The sequence below is a fragment of the Paenibacillus sp. PK3_47 genome (assembly GCF_023520895.1).
Classification (GTDB): Bacteria; Bacillota; Bacilli; order Paenibacillales; family Paenibacillaceae; genus Paenibacillus_AQ.
In genome coordinates, this window is the sequence record NZ_CP026029.1 from 477700 (window position 1) to 497680 (window position 19981).

Below are 19981 nucleotides of genomic sequence, written 5' to 3' on the forward strand. Positions count from 1 at the left end.
CCAGCTCTAATTTTATTCTTTGGCAGGAATATACGGCTTTAACCGCATTCCCGTACTGCGGATGTAGGCTTCAACGTGAAGAACCAGCTCGCCCCGCGCAAACAGCTCATCCCATTTCCCCTCTGCCTTTCGCCAGTACTCCGGATGGGTCCGCTTCAGCTCATTTCCAAAATTAAAAATATCTGCCTTCAGCTTCTGTGCGTTTTGTACAGCCAGCTTTATTTCAGCTTTGGTCTGTTCTTCCAGCTCGTCCTCCAGCTTTTGCAGCTCCGCTTTCCGGCTCAAATCTACGAACCCCCCGGTTTCATAGATAATCCCCTCTTCACGGATATGAACATGAAACACCGGATTCCCGTCCCTGATCTCAACCCGGCTTTTGGTTTTGGAGAAAAAGATATTGACGGCAACATCATTTTTTTTGTCCGGCGAGCTGATATTAATATTCGTTTCTTTAATTCTGTTCAGCACCCATTGGGTCCCTCTCGCCTCCGGCCCTTCCAGCCAGTCAATCAGTTTCCCTTCCTTAAGTACCCCCAGCCCGCTCATGACTGTAGCCGCCTTCAGCTCGGACTGCTCCAGACCGGATTTCTTCATGCCTTCTGCAGGTTCTCCAATAATCCGTATGCCATTGATCGTCAGGTCGCCTTCTCCAGTAATCGCTTTGATAAGGTCGAACACTTTCGTGCTCCGGTTCTCCCCCCACACTCTGGCCGTATTTTGCGTCTTCTTGACAATGCCCTGTGAAGGCAGGCTCTCTACAGGTGTCAATACTTTTAGTATCGAAGCCGCTTCTGTGTCTCTGGCGATGACAACTTCAGTGTTCAGCCGCAGCTCATGCGACCGTTCAAAAATGTCAAACAAGCCGTAGACCCCGTGCCTGACCAGCGGTTCTCCTACCACAAGGAGCTGGGTATGGGCAAAAAACAGCTGCCGCGTCGCCCGCTTGGAAGCTTTACGCAGGGCTCCGAAGATCGTCGCGTCTGTTGCCGAAATGACGGTAATCGCCGGCAAACCGCTCCCGGCCCCTGTACTTGTGGATGTTGCCGACGGATTGACAACCTGGAATGTGACCTTGTAATCATCCGAATCCGGCACCCTGTCCAGGCCTATGCCGCTCACAATCGACAGCTCATTTAATTCCCGGCTGTTATAGCAGCTGGTCAGTACCAGAGACATGCTTAATAAAAATAGTACAAGTCCCGGAAATCTAATCTTCATGTTTCTGCTCCTGACGTTTCCGGCTGTCCTGCCGGTTATGGGGATGTTTACCGCTGATTTGCCGTTTCCGTGTTTTCATGAAATGCAGCGGGGTCCGCAGGATAAGATCCTTTTGATCACCAGGCACAAACGGAGCCAGCGGAGCCAGATAGGGGACGCCGAGTGAACGCAGGCTGCATATATGGGCAACCAGCATAATGCCGATGATAGCTATCCCGTACAGCCCCATAAAAGCTGCGACAAACATAATGACAAAACGCAGCACCCTGATGGATAAAGCCATATTGAATGCCGGTGTCGCAAAGCTGGAGATTCCCGTTAATGAAACGACAATGACCATCGCCGGCGAGACAATTCCGGCCTGCACGGCTGCTTGACCCAGCACCAGGCCTCCGATAATCGATACGGTCTGGCCGATCGGGGAGGGCATGCGGATCCCCGCTTCCCGGATGATTTCAAAGGTGAATTCCATCATCAGCGCCTCGACGAATGCCGGAAATGGGACGCCTTCACGCTGTGCTGCCAGGTTAATCAGCAGCGGAGTAGGAATCATCTCCTGGTGAAAATTCAGTGCGGCAACAAAAATCGCCGGCCCGAACAAGGATATGAGCAGACAGATAAATCTTAAAATCCGGATCAGCGTCGAGATGTCGTATCTCTGATAATAATCCTCAACGGTATGAAAAAACATGAAGAAGGTAGAGGGAACAATTAGGACAAACGGTGTACCGTCCACGAACAGGGCAATCCGCCCTTCCAGCAAATTGCCGGCAACGCTGTCCGGCCGCTCGGTATTGTAGACTGTCGGAAACGGGGAGTTCCGTTTGTCTTCAATTAACTGCTCAATATAGCCCGATTCCAGGATGGAATCCACGTCGATGGCCTGAAGCTTTTTCCGGAAGGTCTGAAGGGTCTCTTCCTCGGCTAAGCCGTGGATATGCATGATCGACACATCCGTTTTGGTTACATTGCCGATGGTCATGGTCTCTACCCATAAATCCGGAGTCTTGACTCTGCGGCGCACCAGGGCAATATTGGTTCCCAGGGATTCGGTAAAGCTCTCCTTGGAGCCGCGGATGGCCACCTGGGTAGCCGCTTCCGATACTGCCCTGGTCTCACCTCCGCTGGTGCTGGCGCTGATGGCCTCCTGCAGTCCGTTAAACAGGATCATTGTATCTCCTGACAACAGACCTTCCAGCAGGCTGTTCAAGTCCTGCACCGTCTTCAATTTGCCGGTGCTGAGCGCCTTTTCCTGCACAAACCGGAACATCTCTGTCGTAGTTAATGCCGGGCCCTTGCTGTCTTTTAACGGTCCGAAGGACAGTCCATGCGTAATATATTCCTCCACCCGTTCCAGATCCGTGATGGCATTGAAGTATACCGCAGCCACTTGATGCACATCATCTACAGATTCATACATCCGGATGACAAGATCAGGGCTGTTGCCGAGCCTGGAACGGACCTCTTCCAGATTGCTGCCCAGACTTATACTGAGCGGAGGACCTTCAGCAGCATTCCGCGTCTTCCCGGCTGGTGTCGATTGTGTTGTCCGGCTAGGCATTACCAGCACCTCCTGCCTCTTACTATTGTCCTCCCAGTCTCTTTTTATGCAGCTTATGGAATGTATGAGAACGGCCGGACACCCCCCGGCAATACAAAAAAGGCTGCCTGCCGCAGATTTCCCTCTGCTTCAGAACAGCCTTGCTCACAGCCGTATATCTAGTTTAGTGATCGTCTATCACGCCGAGCGCTTTATTCTTCTCTTTGAACCGGTCGTTATGTGAGGAGACGTAAGCAGCCTTGGGCGCATCCGGGTCCATGTACAGCTTGGCACTGTTCAGCGCCAGAACAGCATCCGTAAAGGTGCCGGCAATAAGGCGGACCTTACTGCTGTAATCTACGAAATCTCCTGCCGCAAATACACCCGGCAGATTGGTTTCCAGTCTTTCGCTGACATTCGCGCACCAGTCGCCCATATCGAGCCCCCAATCCCGCAGCGGCCCGAAATCGCTCTTAAGCCCATGATTCACAATGACTGCGTCTACGGCAATCTGTTCAGTTACGCCGGATTCAATATGACTGATCGTTACCTGGTCAATCATTTCACCATTGCTGCTGTGCAGCTGGCTGACTGTGTAAGGTACTCTAACCTCCACTGAGGAAGCCTTCATACGCGCAACATTCTTCTCATGACCGCCGAACTGCTCTCTGCGGTGCACAATCATTACGCTCTCGGCAATTCCCTCCAGCTCATTGGCCCAGTCGACCGCGGAGTCGCCCCCGCCGGAGATCAGCACCTTCTTGCCGCGGAACGGCTCCAGCTCCTGAACGGTGTAATGCAGATTGGTGACCTCATAACGGTCAGCGCCTTCAATCTCCAGCTTCGCCATCTGCAGGATGCCGTAGCCGATTGCCAGAATGACTGTCCGGGTCCAGTGCTGTTCACCTGTGGCCGCAGTCAGAATGTAAGTGCCGTCATCCTGGCGTGCCTGGGCAATAATCTGCTGACCCAGTATAATGGTAGGCTCAAAGGTACGTGCCTGCTGCTCCAGCTGTTCAATCAGCTTGCCGCAGAGCGTTGGTGTTACGCCGCCTACGTCCCAGATCATTTTCTCAGGGTAAATCAGCATTCTGCCCCCCAGCTCTTCCTTCGCTTCAATCAGCTTGGTCTTCAAATCCCTCATTCCGCTGTAAAAGGCCGTATACATTCCGGCGGGTCCTCCGCCGATAATCGTCACATCATATAATTCCAGTTCGTTGTCCATGGTTATCCCTCCGGGTGGTTATGAATGTCCCTTAAGCAGATTAGGATTTAGTACGGGCCAATAAGTAGAGAAAATACGGTGCGCCGATGACAGCTACAACAATACCGGTAGGAATCTCTGAAGGCTGCAGAATCCAGCGGCCGATCGTATCGGCTACGATGACAAGCAGGGACCCCAGCAGCGCCGATACCGGCAGCATCAGCTGATGCTTAGGTCCCACAAGCCTCCGGGCGAGATGCGGGCCTACCAGACCGACAAAGCCGATCCCGCCGCTGACCGCAACGCTTGCTGCCGCCAGTCCCACGGCTGCGGCAAGCAGCTTGAACTGCTCTCTGCCCACATCTGCACCGAGACCGGTCGCAGTCTGCTGGCCCAGATTAAGCACATTCATCACTCTTGCCTTATAGATGACATAAGGCAGCAGGACTACTATCCAGGGCAGCAGGGACAGCACAAACTTCCAGCTGGTCCCCCATATACTGCCTGCCAGCCAGGTAGCCACGAACTGGTATTTGTCAGGGTCCAGGCGGAGTGTCAGCACAATCATTGCAGCGCTGATTCCTGCGGCAACAGCAACGCCGGTCAAAAGCAGCCGGACCGGCGATATCCCCTGATACCGCTTGTAAGCAAGCACGTAAATCAGCGCTGCGGTAAGCCCCGCTCCCGCAAAGGCGGCCAGCGGCAGCAAAAACACCGGTGCTGCCGAAGTGGCCTCATAAAAGGAAACCACCAGCATCACCATCAGGCCGGCTCCCGCATTAATGCCGAGTATTCCCGGGTCCGCCAGGTCATTGCGGAAAACACCCTGCATCACCGCACCGGATACGGCCAGTCCTGCACCGATCAGCACTGAAATAACAATGCGCGGCAGCCGGAAGTCAAAGAGGATCAATTCCTGCTTGTCCGTCCCCCTGCCGAACATCGTATTCAGCAGCTCCAGCGGGGTTAAACGTATGTATCCTGTATTCACACTGATAATAAAGGCAATGACAATCATTACGCCTAAAATAACCATCACGGTGATTCCGCGTTTCTGTCTCGAAGATTCATAAGATAATACGGCCTGTCTCTGCATCACTAAAGTTCCCTTCTTTCTTTCCGTGCCAGGTACAGAAAGAACGGCACACCGATCAGCGCGATGATTGCCCCCAGCGGGACTTCCTGCGGCGGATTAATCATTCTGGACGTCAGATCAGCGAGAATGGCAAGCAGACTGCCGAGTACCGCCGAGCAGGGAATGATCCATCTGTAATCCACCCCTACCAGGTATCTGGTCAGATGGGGAATGATGAGCCCGATAAAGCCGACCGCTCCGACAACAGCTACAGATGAGCCCGCCAGAACCAGGACGATTAGTGTACCTGCCAGCTTCACAAGGTTGGTCCGCTGCCCTAGGCCTTTGGCGATATCGTCACCCAGACTGAGCATCGTAATGGAACGCGATAGAACGACCGCACCGAGTATGGCAGCGCCCACCCAGGGAGCCATCAATTTAAGCTGGAACCATTTCGTTCCGGCTACCCCGCCGGCATACCAGAAGGCCAGGTCCTGTCCGATCTGAAAATACAGAGCGACACCTTCGCTGAGTGCAGAGAGCAGTGCGCTGAGCGCAGCTCCGGACAGTACCAGCCGGGCCGGTGTAAGCCCTCCCTTGGCAATTGAGCCGACACCGTAGACAATACCCGCACCGGCCCCCGCTCCCAGAAAGGAATATAGAATCAGATACATGAAAGGCAGGTTTGGAAAAAAAGCAAAGCAGAGCGCCAGCGCAAAGCCTGCTCCCGCATTGATGCCCATGAGGCCTGAATCCGCCAGCGGATTCCGGGTCATGCCCTGCATAATGGCTCCCGCCACCGCAAAGCTTGCACCAACCAGTGCAGCACCGAGTACCCGGGGCATCCGCAGCTCACGGATAATCTGGTGATCCGTAATGTCGGGGTTGAAGTGAAATACTGCGGTCCACACTACAGACAGCTTAATCTCTGCTGCCCCGAATGAGACCGAAACTGCGATACCGAGCGCCAGAGCAATCAGACCGCCGACCAATATCAGCGTTGCCGCCCAGGGACGCGAGCGAAGCTTCACAGGTTCCGTCCCTTGGAGAAGCGGATTGCCGGCCGTCGCCTGTTGATTCATGACTTTCACCTGTTTCCTATGAAATTGATAATCATTATCATTGTTTTATTGTAATGAAAATGGAGCCTTTTGACAATGGACAAATCAAAATTGAACTATATAAAAAATATAATCAGCCAAAAAGGTGTTTTTTTTCAGCTGCAAACCGGACCCGGAAAAACCCCCGTGCTGTTCCTGGATCAGGACCTGCCGGGGGCTTATTCCGGAAGCGGTTCAGCCTGTGACCAGCTGCTGTCTGCTGCCGAATATCTTGCGGATATAGCCTTGCATTTTGCCGATATAAGGAATAAACGGACTTCTGTCATACACATAACCCGACTGGGTCACAAGCTGCGTATAGATCAGGAATAATACAGCCCCAAGCTTCTTGTCAATGGCCTTCTCCTCTTCCACCAGGTCCGTAATCTCATCCAAAATCTCATATAACTGCGCAAAAGCGGCCTCATGAATTTGTTTTTGCCGTAAAGATTCAATGATACCGTTTGCAAGAGCATCTAAATGGACAGTAAGTTCCTGGAGTCTCTCATTCATCGGCGTAACCTCCTGCTGCTGTAGAATTAAAGCGGTCTATTCTATTTTATGCCAGCAGGTAGTAAGGCATGATTGAATACGGCTATTAATCCCTTAAATCCGCGCATTCGTCATTATAGCAGCTGGACCATCTTAAGCATCCCCTGTGTATAACGTCTGGCATACAGCAGATAGAAGACCAGCTGGAGCAGGAGGAGCATCATACTTACGATGAGAGCAGATAACACCACCAGTCCGGTGGCCCTGCTCCCTCTAACCTCCAGCGAAAACATATATATGTAAAAAAATCCGGAGATCAGCACGCTAAACATATGCGGGAGAAAGAACAGAATCCGCAGCGGTCTACGCATCTGTGCAGCGGCTTCCTGCGCAGTGATCCCGATTCCTCTCAGCTTCCGGTACCTGCGCTGCTCCGCTTCCAGCCCGCTCAAGACGCCAAAATGCAGGACCGCACAGGACGCAGCGTAAAACAAAACGCCGGCCAAGCCAATGACAACCATACCGAAGATTCCGGAATCCAGCTGTTGCCGGTATTCTCCCCATACTATAATTCGAATATCAGGATGAGAATGTTATATTTTTCACAGAAAAGAGTGTTGGCAAGAAGCGCAGAAGTGTCTCGATGTGGCTGGGGGCGGTGGAACGATTAGACTAAATGGAATTTCTCCAACTAATTCTCCAATAAATACAGGTAATTCAATACTTAATGGAAAAACTCCACTTAATTGTGCTGGATAAGTCCCAAAAGGGCTCTTTCTGCCAAAATAGCAGGAGGAATTCCAACTAAAGCTCATAATTAGCTAAAAAGGAGCGGATTAAATGGAGGATTTCCCACTAGACTTTGGAGCATGCACACTACATCGACTACTGTCTTATAAGTACTTAATCAACTACTCTCTACTCCTCCATACGAAAGTATATGTATGCCCAATCCTAATCCTAAACGGGATATCATTTGTACAGTTTCCACTGAAAGATCAAGGCCCATCTGGGCAAAATCTGACCGCAGGTAAGCATTTAGTCTGACTGTTTTATACTTCCGCTGCAGATATTCAATTTGCTCAGAACAAGTTCTCAGCTTGTGCAGTAACAGCAGTAAAGATGCTTCCGGATCATGACTCTCATGACTCTCATCATCTTCACCAAAGCTAGTTTGCAGATGCCAGCTATCAGACGGTGCGGTCAAGTTTGTTCTTTTAGCTAAAACTTCTCCCTTCCGGGTGACTGAACTTGGAGAGGTGTGCAGCAACCGACTGATCTCAGCGAAATCCAAAGTGTCATCATAAATACTTAAAGTAAAGTTGCCATTCATCGACTCCATCTCCTCATTTTGCATCGGCTTATTCCTTAAGATATTTATGTACGCCCTCAGGGTCAACCACGAATGAGAATTGTTTATCCATCATACCCAATACGGCAAAATGGTCCTGTCCCTGTTTTAGTGTCATATGGTTAGGTGAACTATACTTTTCTTGGGTTCTAATCCCGTCATCCTCCCAAAAGCAGACTTGGCAAATATCATATTCTCCTGTTGACTGTAACGACTTGTAACCACAGCACGGACAGGGAAACAGTTCTTCTTCCACACCCTCAACTACATGTACAGAGTTTAAAACTAAATGGATAAGCTTTGCTAAATATTCATTTCTCACTCCGATGTACTGATTCTTTAATGCAGCCATTATTAAAGGATCATAAAGATGGCTAGTACACTCATGCTGCGGCTCATCAAACTGCAAAATCTCTTCCTTAAGTATCTCAGGAAAATTCTTAAACTCAGAGGATTCCTCAGTAAATCCCCACCAATCCATACAAATTTCCGTTCTATTTTCTCCTGACATTTTTTCCAGCGTATCGTTAATTAAAATATCTATAGCTTCTTCCCTTTTCATATAATCCTCCCGGATGCAGGTAATCCCCTTATACATACCACATCCCTCCCTCCTTGTCTCGCGCAAATGACCTGTTTACTCTTACAAATTACCAGGGTATGTACTATAATCTTCTGCAAAACAAAGCACAGAAAAGAGGGTTTGTGATGCTGCCTGTTTTGGAGACGGACAGACTGCTGCTTAGGGCCTTTGAACTCACGGATGCAAGCAGCGTACAAGAACTTGCCGGAGATGTGGAAGTTGCAAGAACCACACTTTCGATCCCCCACCCTTACAGTCTTGAAGATGCTGAATCATGGATCAGTTTCATTACCGGCAGCAGCAATGAGGGGCAGGGTTATCCTTTTGCACTGGTAAGCAAGGACAGCAATCTGCTGATCGGATGCATGAGCATCAATGTGGCCCGCCCCCATCAAAGAGGCGAGCTCGCCTACTGGATCGGTCAACCTTACTGGGGAAAGGACTATGCCACCGAAGCAGCCAGGCGGCTTGTCCGGTACGGATTCGAAGAACTGGATCTGAATAAAATCTGGGCCGCCGCAATGAGCAAAAACATGGCCTCCTGGAGCGTCATGAAAAAAGCCGGGATGTACTTTGAAGGGGAGCAGAAGCAGCATATTTTGAAATGGGACCAATTCGAGGATGTCGTCTATTATGGAATGACCAAAACGCATTACACGGGAGGGAACTAATATGAAGACCAGAGTTTACGGCAGTACCGGCAAATCTGCATCGGAGATCGGTTTCGGCGCATGGCAGCTTGGCAATAGGCAGGACTGGGAAGCGATGGAGGACAATGCGGCCATCCGCCTCGTGCATGAGGCTTTGGAGCAGGGAGTCAATTTTTATGATACCGCTCCCAACTATGGACGCGGCAAAAGTGAGGAGCTGCTCGGAAAGGCTTTGTACGGCAAACGTGAAAGAACGGTGATCAATACGAAGTTCGGACACCCGGCTGAAGGCGGGAGCGACTACGGTGCGGCGCAGATCCGTAAATCGCTGGACAGCAGTCTGCAGCGGCTGCAGACGGACTACGTAGATTCCGTGCTCCTCCATAACCCCCCGTTCGAGGTGCTGGATGGCAAGTACGGCCACTATGAGGTGCTGGAAAGCCTTAAGTCTGAGGGCAAAATCCTCTCCTACGGCGTTTCGGTCGATACTGCTGCCGAGATGCTGGAGGTGATCCGCCATACGAACATAGGTGTTATAGAGGTGATGTTCAACATTTTCTACCAGGAGACTGCGGAGGCGTTCAACATCGCCAAGGAGAAGGATATTGCCCTCATCATTAAGGTACCGCTCGACTCCGGCTGGCTCTCCGGCAAATACAGCAGTGAAAGTACCTTTTCAGGTGTCAGAAGCCGCTGGTCGCCGGAAGTGATCCGTAAACGTGCTGAACTGCTTGAGCAGATTAAATTTATAACGGACGAAAACACTACCATGACCATGGCTGCGCTAAGATTTATCCTCGCGTATCCCGAAGTCACTACTGTAATTCCCGGTGTGCGAAACAGTACCCAGCTTCATGAAAATATATCCGCCTCACACAGCGAAATGCCGCAGGAGCATGTGCAAAGACTTCAGGAGCTGTGGGAGAAAAAGATTAAGCATCAGAACCTGGGTTGGTAGATGTTCTAGCCTGAACCGGCCTCCCCGCTGTCTGGTCCCACCGCCATGGAACGTGGTGACCCTGCAGATGCAGCCCGCCAAACCACTGATCGATGCCCTGTTCTGTGATCCGGTCTGCGGCTCCTGCAAGCACCTGCTCCCCTAGTGTGGTGAGTGACATGCGGCGGTGGAGGAAATCAGTTGTTTTCCGGAAATCCGTTAGCTCTGCTGCTCCGTCGATGGTCACCAGTGGCTGGCTGCCCTGAACCAAAGCATACAGATACGTGAAATACTCAAGATCGCCCATCCCCAGCACATGCAGCCTATCCGTTACCACGCGGAACAGCTCTATCGGTGTATTTACTCCCTGCCGGAGAGCCTCCATTGTAGTTTGCTCCACGATTCCCAGCCCATTGTAAACCGAAGGCAGACGTGACAGGTGAGCCCTAAAAGCATCATAGGCAAAAGGCAGCGCAGAAGCGGCCAGTTCAGTCCTGTGTTCTTCCAGACATTCAGCCAGCTGCAAGGGACTTGAGGCGGCATACGCCTGCCACAGAATACTGCCCAGCTCCAGTTCTTTCTTTCCAATACTGCGCCATGTCCCGGACAGTGTTTGAAGCTGCTCGGCTGTAAGCTGGCCCAGACCGTGGAACAGCTCAATCCCCGGAAATTCACCGATACACAGCAGACTGAGCCTGGTACTTCCGGGCTTTTGACTATTGAACCAATGCAGCAGGTAAGCCAGCATACTCTGGTCGAACAAATCATGCTCAAACCACAGCACGACCTCGTCATAACGGCCGAAACCCTGCAGCTTCTCTTCCTGCTGTTCACAGCCCGCTGTGTATTCTTTTGCCGGAATGCCCAGGGTCTGTTCAAGAGCTCCTGCACGAATTCCCCGTTCTCTCTCGCTTGATAGATTCACAAATACCGGCCCTGCCGGATAGATCTCCCTCCACACCAGTACATCTCCCTGCACAACACCCTGCCTCAGCTTATCTCCTACCACATCACCGTTTACAATATGCAGCATTTTGTTTCCTCCTTCATATAAAAGGTTGAACATGGCGGCCACGTCAATGACGGGAAGAGCGCCTTTCAGCTTGCGCCGGGCGTCGAACAGCCTCTTTTTGAGCACCGTGACCGGGGTACCGAGCGCACCGGATATCTCCTGAAGCGAGTAACCGTAGAAATAAAACAGCTGTACCGGCACCCTCAGCTTGACAGGCAGACCCTCTACTAATTCCCGCAAATGCTGCGCCCCCTCCCTGCGCTCGGCCATTTCTTCCATGCTCATAGCGCTATGGGGAAGGGTAACAGCTTCATTTAAGGACAGCAGCGCATGACGTTTGCGCCGGAGCACACGCTGGCACTGTCTGACCACAATTGTTTTGAACCAACCCGGGAATGCTGCCGCCTCCCTAAGCTTGGCCAGATTCATATAAGCCTCAATAAAAGCCTCCTGAACCGCATCCTCTGCCAATTGGATATTATTCAGCTTGTCATACGCCACAGCAAATGCCATTCCGCGGTAGTGCCGCATGATTTCCCCGAACGCTTCTGAGTTCCCCTGTCCTGCAACTTCAATGATCCGAATATCCATTCCGGGCCTCTTTTCACATGTTCTTAACTATAAGTGCCGGGTTGGGGCGGAAAGGTTACCTGATTAAATCTAATAAGCTCAAAACAAGCAAATTCCTTAAGTCTATAGTACAGGCCTTCCTTCAGCAGGAACAAAGTATATAGCATCAAACAGAAAGGAGCTGAATGTCAAATGGCTAAAACAATTCTGGACTATAATGCGAGCGTAGTAACACCTATTACAAATGGGGTAAACCTTCCGGTTCCAATCTCGCCCGCAGGCAGAGAAATCGCAGCAGTAGCAGTATATATTGATCCTGCCGATCCGGCACACTATCCGAATAAAGTAGAATTAAAAGCTACCATTGGTGTGGATATCCCCGTTCTCGGCGAATTCCCCAACATCCTGATCCGCATCTGGCGTGCCGGAAGTGAAATTTTCTATGCCCTCGCAGAATATGAAGAAGAATTTAATGATGATGGTATCATCAGCCTGCACATGGTGGATATCAACGTACCGGCAGGCGTACAGAACTACCAGCTGATTGTCGAAAATCAGGATGCAGACTCGCAAGTGGTTGTCGTCGGTCCGGTTATTTTCAGCGCGCTTGCTATCGGGGGTTAACGTCTGTTTGGGCAGCGTAGTGAAATTGCAAGTCATATTATAAATAGTAATTGGTGAAGATGATCCCCTCTCACGGATGGCGGGAAAAGCTCGTGTTGATAGAGTTCCTGCTATTGGCGGGAGGGGATTAACAATTCCGCATGATCACCTGCGGCGTGACTCATACCTAAATAGTAAATAAAATCTGTTGTCTTCTTACCCGCAAAAAAACGTGCACCAGACTAATCGTTTACAGCGATCAAGTCCGGTACACGTCTTCTTCAAACAAACTACCGTATACTAATGCAGCTCACAAGGCAGCCGCTTATATTTTAAACTTCCCGATCATAGCTCTCAGATCCTCTGCTGCGCTGGCGAGTGAAGAAGCGGCTGCGTTCACTTCCTGCATGGAAGCCAGTTGCTCTTCCGAAGCGGAAGCAATTTCGTTGATGTTAGCGGCAGAAATCCGGGAAATGCTCTCGACCTCATCGATCGATGCACTTACCTGCTCTACCCCGGCTGACATTTGCTCGCCGATGGCGGATACGTCCTGGATTTCTGAGCTTACCTGTTCAATGGATCCGATAATGGTATCAAACGTCCGGGCAGTTTCCTTAACGAGCTGCATGCCTTCCGATACTTCCCGGGTACCCGCATCCATCATTCCAACCACTTGGCTGGTTGCGTTCTGGATATGTGTAATCAGCTCCGAGATTTGCTCTGCCGACACTCTCGATTGCTCAGCCAGCTTCCTTACCTCGTCGGCGACAACGGCAAAGCCCCGGCCATGCTCACCGGCACGCGCGGATTCAATCGCTGCATTCAGTGCCAGCAGATTTGTCTGCTGCGCAATCCCTGTAATGACGCTGATAATGTCACCAATTTGCTGGGAGTGTGCATTCAGTTCCTTAATTACAGCATGAGTCTGGTTATTCGAGTTATAGATAGAATCCATCTGGCCGGTAACTTTGGCAAGATACTGGCTTCCTTCCATAGCCTGTTTTGCCGTATCCGATGCAGAATCTGCAATCCGCGATGTCGTGTCCGCAACTCTCTGCACACCGGTCGCCATCTCCCGGACAGCGTTTGCGCTCTCGGCAGTATTTTTCCCCTGAACTTCAGTTCCTGTTGCAACCTCCTGAATGGAGGCTACCACCTGTTCTGTAACCGTGTTGGTCTCAACAGCACCTGCCATCAGCTCCTCAGCAGAAGAAGCTACATGTTCTGCCGTTAAGCTGGCTTGACTGATTAAATCTCTCAGGTTACCGGCCATCTGGTTGAAGGATGCTGCCAGTTCACCGATTTCATCCTTATTTTTCACATGAATATCTTCTACGGCAAGGTTCCCTGCGGCAATTTCCTTTGCAGCCTTGGCAACAGCTTTAACCGGATTGGAGATGATTAAGCTGATCACAACCGCGACGACAAGGCCAAAAATTATAGCCGATATACTAATCAGAAGAATGAAATTGGTAGTTCTGTTGGTTTGCTGTGACAGGTTACCACTGGTGTCAATCATATTCTGCTCCTGAAGAACTACCGAATCCTCCCCCAGCTGTGCGATTCTCTCCGTAAGGGGGATTTCTTCACTTTGCATAACGTACACATACCCTTGTGCATTCCCCTGACCTTTATAATTGATCATCTTCTGGGCTGTAGAGTTGTAATCTACTTCAGCTGATATGAGTTCCTCAGCCAAAGCTCTTGCGTCAGGCAGCAGGCCCAGATTTAAAAATTCTTTAGCACTCTTATCAAACAATTCCCTTTCCTGATTGAATTTGTCCAGGTGCCTGTCTTCTCCGGAAACCAGATAAGCACGGACAGCCAGCTGCTCGTCCCTTGCAGAGTCAATCATATCATTAATAAGGGAAATTCTTTGAAGCCGGTCTTCAATTACCTCGGAATAATTGCTGTCTACCGTCCGGAATTGAATAAATGTAACCAAGGTAACAAATGCAAGCAAGATAAGTACTACTGAAAATCCTCCTAAAAGCTTCTTCTTCACAGTTAAATTCATTGTTGCAGCTCCCCTGATGTATTATGTAAACAAATGACAAAAAACCCCAATATAAACAAAGGGGTCCCTGCTTGCAACTGGCTGGCATGGTTCCTGAGAACTTTAGCCCCTACAGCTTTGCGTCACCACTTTTCAGTGGTTTTGCCCCTAAAAATATATTCAATTTAGTACTTTTATCCTATTTCGATATTATAGAGTAATAACAAGCATTATTTCAAGCTAAGAAAAGAATAAATGTATAAAATCATCAGGAAGTATGTCCAATCTACCGTTGCCGTTCTCCAATATATTAATGTATACCCTTGAAATGGAGTGATGCTGAATGGCAACAATTATCAGTTATGGTTCACAGGCTAAAATCCCGCTGGATCCGTTTGCTGTTGTTACATCGATCGCGGGAATTCCTGGAGCTGGAGCAAGTCTGGCTACTGCGCAAGTAGATATCAGCCCGGCTAATCCTGCCTCTTTCTCCAGCAGAGTTGAGTTAAATGGTAGTTTCAGTATTAATGCACCTGCTAACAGCTCGTTTTTTGTAATCATCCGCCGTGCCGGAGTCGACATTTATAGATCCTTTTTTAACTTTCCTACAACTACTGATATTCAGATTAACGTTCTGTGGGTTGATGGTCCTTATCTTGGAGTCCATAACTATGAATTGATCATTGAAAATAGCAGCGCCTCGACTTTAAATCTCTTTGGACCCGTAGCATTCACTGCAACTGCTATTGGAGGAGAGGGCGTCATTTAAGGATTTTTGCAGGAACGGATTCAGCCGGATAATATAAGCTTCGTATAAAAACATGGACAGTTGAATCGTTCTGATTCAGCTGTCTTTTAATATAGGCATGTATCAAGGCCTCAACTCCCGCACAGTTTAGCGGAGTTTTCCCGCCTCTAGCAGACGGAAATAGTCGTTTGTTCACCGGTTTGTTGACTTTTCAAAGATTCTTAATCCTATTCAAAATAACTGATTTACTATTACATATAGGTGAGATAATATGGAACTTGTTTCCTGCCAAATAGAAGATTTTCACATCAGAGACAGCTGGAAAGAAAGGCATGCTGCAAAAGCATTCGTTAAGGAACATACATAACTCAGGGGGAACGATCGATGGGCAGGAAGTTAAATGGATTATGGACAGGAATACTCGGAATCAGCATGCTTTTGGGTTCAGCCGGGACAGCGGCGGCTCAGGCAACAAGTACTAAGGATTACGAAGGGCACTGGGCACAAAAAACCATTCAGAGCTGGCTGGACAGCGGAATGCTAAAAGGTTTTGAGGACGGCTCGGTGAAACCCAATCAATCAATAACCAGAGCAGAATTCTTTACCCTGGTTAACCGCTCCTTTCATTTCACAGAAACGGCTGCACTGAACTTCTCGGATGTACCACCCGCAAGCTGGGCATACAGTGAGATTTCAAAAGCAGCAGCTGCCGGCTATATCCAGGGCTATAACAACGAAATACGGCCCAATGCCCCGATTAACCGTCAGGAAGCGGCAGTAGTTATCTCTAAGCTGCTGAAGCTGGATCCCGGAAGTTTTGAAGTTTTAAAAATGTTCAGCGATGCCGGACAAATTGCCTCATGGAGTAAAGGAAGCGTGGCCGCAGCTGTAAATGCAGGAATACTCAAAGGATATCCGAACGGCACTTTTGCACCCGTGCAGGCTTTAACCCGTGCAGAGTCCCTGTCACTCATCGATGCATCCTCGGCATTAAAAGCAGGCGGCGCTGCAGAAGAAACTCCACAATCTGCAGCAACACCGGCTGCCAGCACGGCACCGGCACCTTCGCCTACAGCGACAACCGCTGCGGTGGGTGGTGGCGGAACAGGCGGTGGCGGCGGTGGTACAGGCGGCGGGAGCGCAGCAGATCCTGCACCGGCGGCAACACCGACACCAGCAGCAACGCCTGCACCCTTAGCTATTCCTTTTGTAGATGGAGTCAGAATTGGTGTCAATGAAGAGATTTTTATGGCTAACTCGGTTAATTTGAATATAGATCTTACACTGGTACCGGATGAGACCGCTGCACAGTTCGATCATTTTAATCAATACCTTACGAATGGTTCAATTCCCGTTGAGCAGTTATTAAGCGGGGATTTTCGTTATGAGCCTTTTGGTTTTACTTCCAGAGTCTTAAACTATCCAATATATGAGTTTGAATTAGAGGGAATTACGGACCCGTATATTACACAGGTCTTTTATAATGCCAATAACCAGCCGGTAGGCTATTACAAACAGAAGATCGACGGGAAGCTTATCAGGTCCACCAAGTCAGCGCAATTTGCTGAAATAACTGAAGGTGTGACTGCCTCCAAAGTATCGGTTGGGGAAGATGTATATTATGTCCAGTTCGATGTTACAGAGGTCTTTGGACAACCAGGAAACCAGGCGTATTATTACTCGGTAAATACTTACGAAACGGATACAACTGATAACCCGGCTTATATTGATCAGGTCTTAACCAGTCAGGATTATTTATATAGTCAAGATGATCAACGCAGTGTGTATCTTGAGTTCGGACTGGAGCGGACCTATTACATCGTTTTTTATGACCGTAATCTTCAGGCGGTAAGTTACTATGCAGGAGATTGGGCCGGAATCGGACAAAAGGCTGTTGATTCAGCAATATCCCGGATCCATTCATTGCCGGATGTCTCTGCCTTAACCCTTGCTGATGAAGATGCCGTAGCTGGTGCTTTGCGAAAATTCGATGCTCTGTCTGATGAGCAAAAATTAAACGTCAGCATAGAAGACCAGGAAAAACTACACGCTGCAGTGGCTGCAATCGGGAGTCTGCGTCCGCTGGGGAGTCTGGGTTATCCCTATTTCAATAACATCCTGCCGGCGGATGACAAATATTTTTTGAACAGCTCCACTTTTAAGATTGATGCACAGAATATGCCAGGGTTGTTGAGGTATACATCAGACAAATTCAGCTATTCGACCAGTAACAGACCGCTGGATCCCTCACAGTTGAAAGAGCTGGATAACGAGTACAAGTACAATCTTAACGATGCAGTAAATGTCTTTTATCTGCAATCTCAACCGGATGAGTATCTTAATGTGATTTTGTATGATAAACAGGGGGATATTACAGCTTATTATAGTGAGCCGCTGAATTTGCCCGTTGTTAAGGCTGTGTGGGAAAGTCCAATTTTACAAATTACAGATGGTATTGATATCAGGAAAAGTGAAACCGAAAATTCCGTTGAAATTGATGTCAGCAAATTTTTAAAACAGAATTCACAGCAGGCTGCCTACTACACTGTCGCTTCACAATTTACTGGAGAGCTTTATGAGGTTAAACCGGAAACATGGCTGAATTTCAATAATGTTTCGTATCTGTACAGTACCAAATATTTTACAGAGATTGAATACAGCTACTTGCCTGATCAACAGTATTTAATTATTTTTTATGATAATAATTTGAAGGTGCTGGGCTATTATCAGGGAAAGGCTACATATACAGAGCAACAGCTTTTGGATCAGGCTCGGATACTGTTGTCCCTCCTTCCGGCTGCCGATGCCATTACACTAGATGATGAGTACAATCTCGAAAAAGCCAGACATGCTTATGATGCTCTAACGGATAGCCAGCGCCAGCAGCTGGATGCTTCCTATCTTGCAAAACTGGAGCAGGCTGAAGCTGCACTACAAACGCTGCATTTTAGTGGACCGCTGACCTCTATTCTCCGGATAGGGGGAGTAACCAGGAATTTGGAATTTCCTATGTTGAATGGAACTCATCTGGATGTTAATTTTAGATATTTGCCTGAATCCGTTGCAAATCTGGCGAAGTCATTTAAAGCCTATTATTCAGAGCAGCCCTTCACCCAGGACAATTTGAAGAATCAGGTGCCTAACGCCACATATCCTATATTTAAAACTTCAGTATTAGAGAGATATAACATCCCTGGTCCGGCCCTGCCGGGTGAACTATATGTTACGCTTGTGTTCTATGACCAGAGTAATGCCCCTATTGCATACAATACTGAAAAGGTCGAATTTACGATCAAGCGGCCAATACTGGATGGTACAGCCAGCGGGCTGACTGAGGGCGTTCAAATTACCAGCAAATATGTCGGAGAAATAAACAACATCACATTGGATGTATCTGAGATACTTAATAATGAACAATTAGGGGTCTCTTATTACACAGTGACTTCCAAAAGAGAACTCGGCGGTGAAGCAGGCTTTACGGTTGAGAATGCAGCCCTGCAGCGGAACTTCCTGCAAACTAACGATACATCTACGGTTGGCAGCTATGGTGAAGAGGAATTTTTGATCCTGTTCTACGACAGCAGCTATAAGGTGCTATATTACTATAAAACCAAGAACCCTCTGAATGTAGAGTTTGCTCCTGGGGTAACAGATTCGGGAAATGTCAGTATCCCTGGGGCTAATGATGAAGAGTGATGTAGAGAGATGATATAGAGTGATATAGAGTGATGTAGAGTGATATGTAGGGTGATCCCGTCTTTTCATGAATAAACTCGCCTAATGTTTTTAAATTACTTGGCTTGAATTACTAAAGATTAAATTACTAGGGTTACACTATCATGCTTAAGCCTAATGCTTGAAACGTCCTGTGGTTTGGCTGGAGCCCCGTTCTTCTTGATGAAGGCGGGGCTTTTCTTATTTCCTGATCCATTATGAACGATTGGTGCGGATTCGGTGGTATTTGTGCCTTTCATTTCACCATATTGCACGATTTATGCGGATTCAAAGGTATTAGTACCTTTCATTTCACCTATCCGCCCTAGATCCAAGGATTCGGAGGTATATGTGCTTTTCATTTCCCCAAATCGACCAATTTGCGCAAATTCAAAGGTATATGTGATTTCCATTTATCTCCACCACCTGGTTTCGGCGAATTCAATGGGACTTTTCCCGCTCATTTCAGCCTTGGGCCTGATTTCGGTGAAATCAACGGGACTTTTCCCGCTCATTTCAGCTATCTGTCTGGTTTCGGCGAATTCAACGGGACTTTTCCCGCTCATTTCAGCTATCTGCCTGGTTTCGGTGAAATCAACGGGACTTTTCCCGTTCATTTCAGCTATCTGCCTGGTTTCGGTGAAATCAACGGGACTTTTCCCGCTCATTTCAGCTATCTGCCTGGTTTCGGCGAAATGAACGGGACTTTTCCCGCTCATTTCAGCTATCTGCCTGATTTCGGTGAAATCAACGGGACTTTTCCCGTTCATTTCAGCTATCTGCCTGGTTTCGGTGAATTCAACGGGACTTTTCCCGCTCATTTCAGCCATCTACCTGGTTTCGGTGAAATCAACGGGACTTTTCCCGTTCATTTCAGCTGCGAGTATCTTTACTCCTCCCTGCCTTCAGCAGGAGCCATATCCACCCCATTACACAAAAAAACCGCCTCTCCCGAGGCGGCTCAACACCGTACCAGTTACTGCACCCGTCACATACTTCGTCATACTCTCACTGCAGATCGCCACTAAGTTCTTTCCATACTCATACATACTCAATACTACACTCTACTCCTACTTACTTAATACCGCACTCATACTCATACTCATACTTACTTACTTAATACTACACTCTACCCATACTACTCATATTCAGACTCATGATCATACTCATGAGCATACTTTACTCATA

General features: G+C 48.7%; 17 protein-coding genes, 1 pseudogene and 1 riboswitch. Of the genes and pseudogenes, 7 read left to right on the forward strand and 11 right to left on the reverse strand.

The annotated features are described in order from the left end of the window. Positions 1-12: 12 nt before the first annotated feature. The 9 genes from C2I18_RS02290 to C2I18_RS02330 form a co-directional block, all read right to left on the reverse strand. Positions 13-1218 carry a Ger(x)C family spore germination protein gene (locus C2I18_RS02290; protein ID WP_249899677.1) on the reverse strand — a complete coding sequence of 402 codons (1206 nt, stop codon included), beginning with the start codon at positions 1216-1218 and terminating at the stop codon, positions 13-15. Next, a complete protein-coding gene (locus C2I18_RS02295; protein ID WP_249899678.1) occupies positions 1208-2779 on the reverse strand; it encodes a spore germination protein in 1572 nt (523 codons plus the stop codon). The genes C2I18_RS02290 and C2I18_RS02295 overlap by 11 nt, the downstream gene beginning before the upstream one ends. 163 nt (positions 2780-2942) lie before the next feature. Further along, positions 2943-3983, reverse strand: a complete 1041-nt coding sequence (locus C2I18_RS02300; protein WP_249899679.1) for an NAD(P)/FAD-dependent oxidoreductase — start codon at positions 3981-3983, stop codon at positions 2943-2945. A gap of 40 nt (positions 3984-4023) precedes the next feature. Then, positions 4024-5058: a FecCD family ABC transporter permease gene (locus tag C2I18_RS02305; RefSeq protein ID WP_249901980.1), complete on the reverse strand. Its 1035-nt coding sequence runs from the start codon at positions 5056-5058 to the stop codon at positions 4024-4026. A 2-nt stretch (positions 5059-5060) separates the two neighbouring features. Then, on the reverse strand, positions 5061-6119 hold the full coding sequence (locus tag C2I18_RS02310; RefSeq protein ID WP_249899680.1) for a FecCD family ABC transporter permease: 1059 nt from the start codon (positions 6117-6119) through the stop codon (positions 5061-5063). Positions 6120-6332: 213 nt separating this feature from the next. Beyond that, positions 6333-6650 (reverse strand): hypothetical protein, encoded by a 318-nt coding sequence (locus C2I18_RS02315; protein ID WP_249899681.1) that lies wholly within the window; start codon positions 6648-6650, stop codon positions 6333-6335. A 113-nt stretch (positions 6651-6763) separates the two neighbouring features. Further along, positions 6764-7150, reverse strand: a complete 387-nt coding sequence (locus C2I18_RS02320) for a hypothetical protein (protein ID WP_249899682.1) — start codon at positions 7148-7150, stop codon at positions 6764-6766. 386 nt (positions 7151-7536) lie between these two features. Beyond that, positions 7537-7962, reverse strand: a complete 426-nt coding sequence (locus C2I18_RS02325; protein ID WP_249899683.1) for a DUF4279 domain-containing protein — start codon at positions 7960-7962, stop codon at positions 7537-7539. 28 nt (positions 7963-7990) lie between these two features. Further along, a complete protein-coding gene (locus C2I18_RS02330; RefSeq protein ID WP_249899684.1) occupies positions 7991-8542 on the reverse strand; it encodes a CPCC family cysteine-rich protein in 552 nt (183 codons plus the stop codon). A gap of 146 nt (positions 8543-8688) precedes the next feature. Between C2I18_RS02330 and C2I18_RS02335 the strand changes: the two genes are divergently transcribed. Both C2I18_RS02335 and C2I18_RS02340 read left to right on the forward strand, forming a co-directional pair. Continuing rightward, complete coding sequence (locus C2I18_RS02335) at positions 8689-9234, forward strand: GNAT family N-acetyltransferase (RefSeq protein WP_249899685.1); 546 nt, start codon at positions 8689-8691, stop codon at positions 9232-9234. Between the two features lies 1 nt (position 9235). Next, positions 9236-10171 (forward strand): aldo/keto reductase, encoded by a 936-nt coding sequence (locus C2I18_RS02340; protein ID WP_249899686.1) that lies wholly within the window; start codon positions 9236-9238, stop codon positions 10169-10171. Here C2I18_RS02340 and C2I18_RS02345 read toward each other — a convergent pair. Then, positions 10146-11753, reverse strand: coding sequence for a sigma-70 family RNA polymerase sigma factor (locus C2I18_RS02345; RefSeq protein ID WP_249899687.1), 1608 nt, complete (start codon positions 11751-11753; stop codon positions 10146-10148). The two genes, C2I18_RS02340 and C2I18_RS02345, sit on opposite strands and share 26 nt — an antisense overlap. A gap of 171 nt (positions 11754-11924) precedes the next feature. Here C2I18_RS02345 and C2I18_RS02350 point away from each other — a divergent pair, with 171 nt between their 5' ends. After that, positions 11925-12356 carry a hypothetical protein gene (locus tag C2I18_RS02350; RefSeq protein ID WP_249899688.1) on the forward strand — a complete coding sequence of 144 codons (432 nt, stop codon included), beginning with the start codon at positions 11925-11927 and terminating at the stop codon, positions 12354-12356. A gap of 304 nt (positions 12357-12660) precedes the next feature. On the opposite strand, the gene C2I18_RS02355 is transcribed toward C2I18_RS02350, so the two are convergent. Next, positions 12661-14298 carry a methyl-accepting chemotaxis protein gene (locus tag C2I18_RS02355; RefSeq protein ID WP_249899689.1) on the reverse strand — a complete coding sequence of 546 codons (1638 nt, stop codon included), beginning with the start codon at positions 14296-14298 and terminating at the stop codon, positions 12661-12663. Positions 14299-14421: 123 nt separating this feature from the next. Beyond that, a riboswitch (cyclic di-GMP riboswitch) is annotated at positions 14422-14508 on the reverse strand. A gap of 166 nt (positions 14509-14674) precedes the next feature. On the opposite strand from C2I18_RS02355, the gene C2I18_RS02360 reads away from it, so the two are divergent. The 4 genes and pseudogenes from C2I18_RS02360 (at position 14675) to C2I18_RS02370 (ending at position 19821) form a co-directional block, all read left to right on the forward strand. Further along, positions 14675-15100, forward strand: coding sequence for a hypothetical protein (locus C2I18_RS02360; protein ID WP_249899690.1), 426 nt, complete (start codon positions 14675-14677; stop codon positions 15098-15100). Positions 15101-15616: 516 nt separating this feature from the next. Further along, positions 15617-15796, forward strand: a pseudogene (locus tag C2I18_RS29770) (S-layer homology domain-containing protein); the annotation flags it as partial. A 114-nt stretch (positions 15797-15910) separates the two neighbouring features. Beyond that, positions 15911-18775, forward strand: a complete 2865-nt coding sequence (locus C2I18_RS02365; RefSeq protein WP_249899691.1) for an S-layer homology domain-containing protein — start codon at positions 15911-15913, stop codon at positions 18773-18775. A gap of 398 nt (positions 18776-19173) precedes the next feature. Further along, entirely contained in the window at positions 19174-19821 is a 648-nt protein-coding gene (locus C2I18_RS02370; protein ID WP_249899692.1) for a hypothetical protein, read from the forward strand. Positions 19822-19981 lie beyond the last annotated feature (160 nt).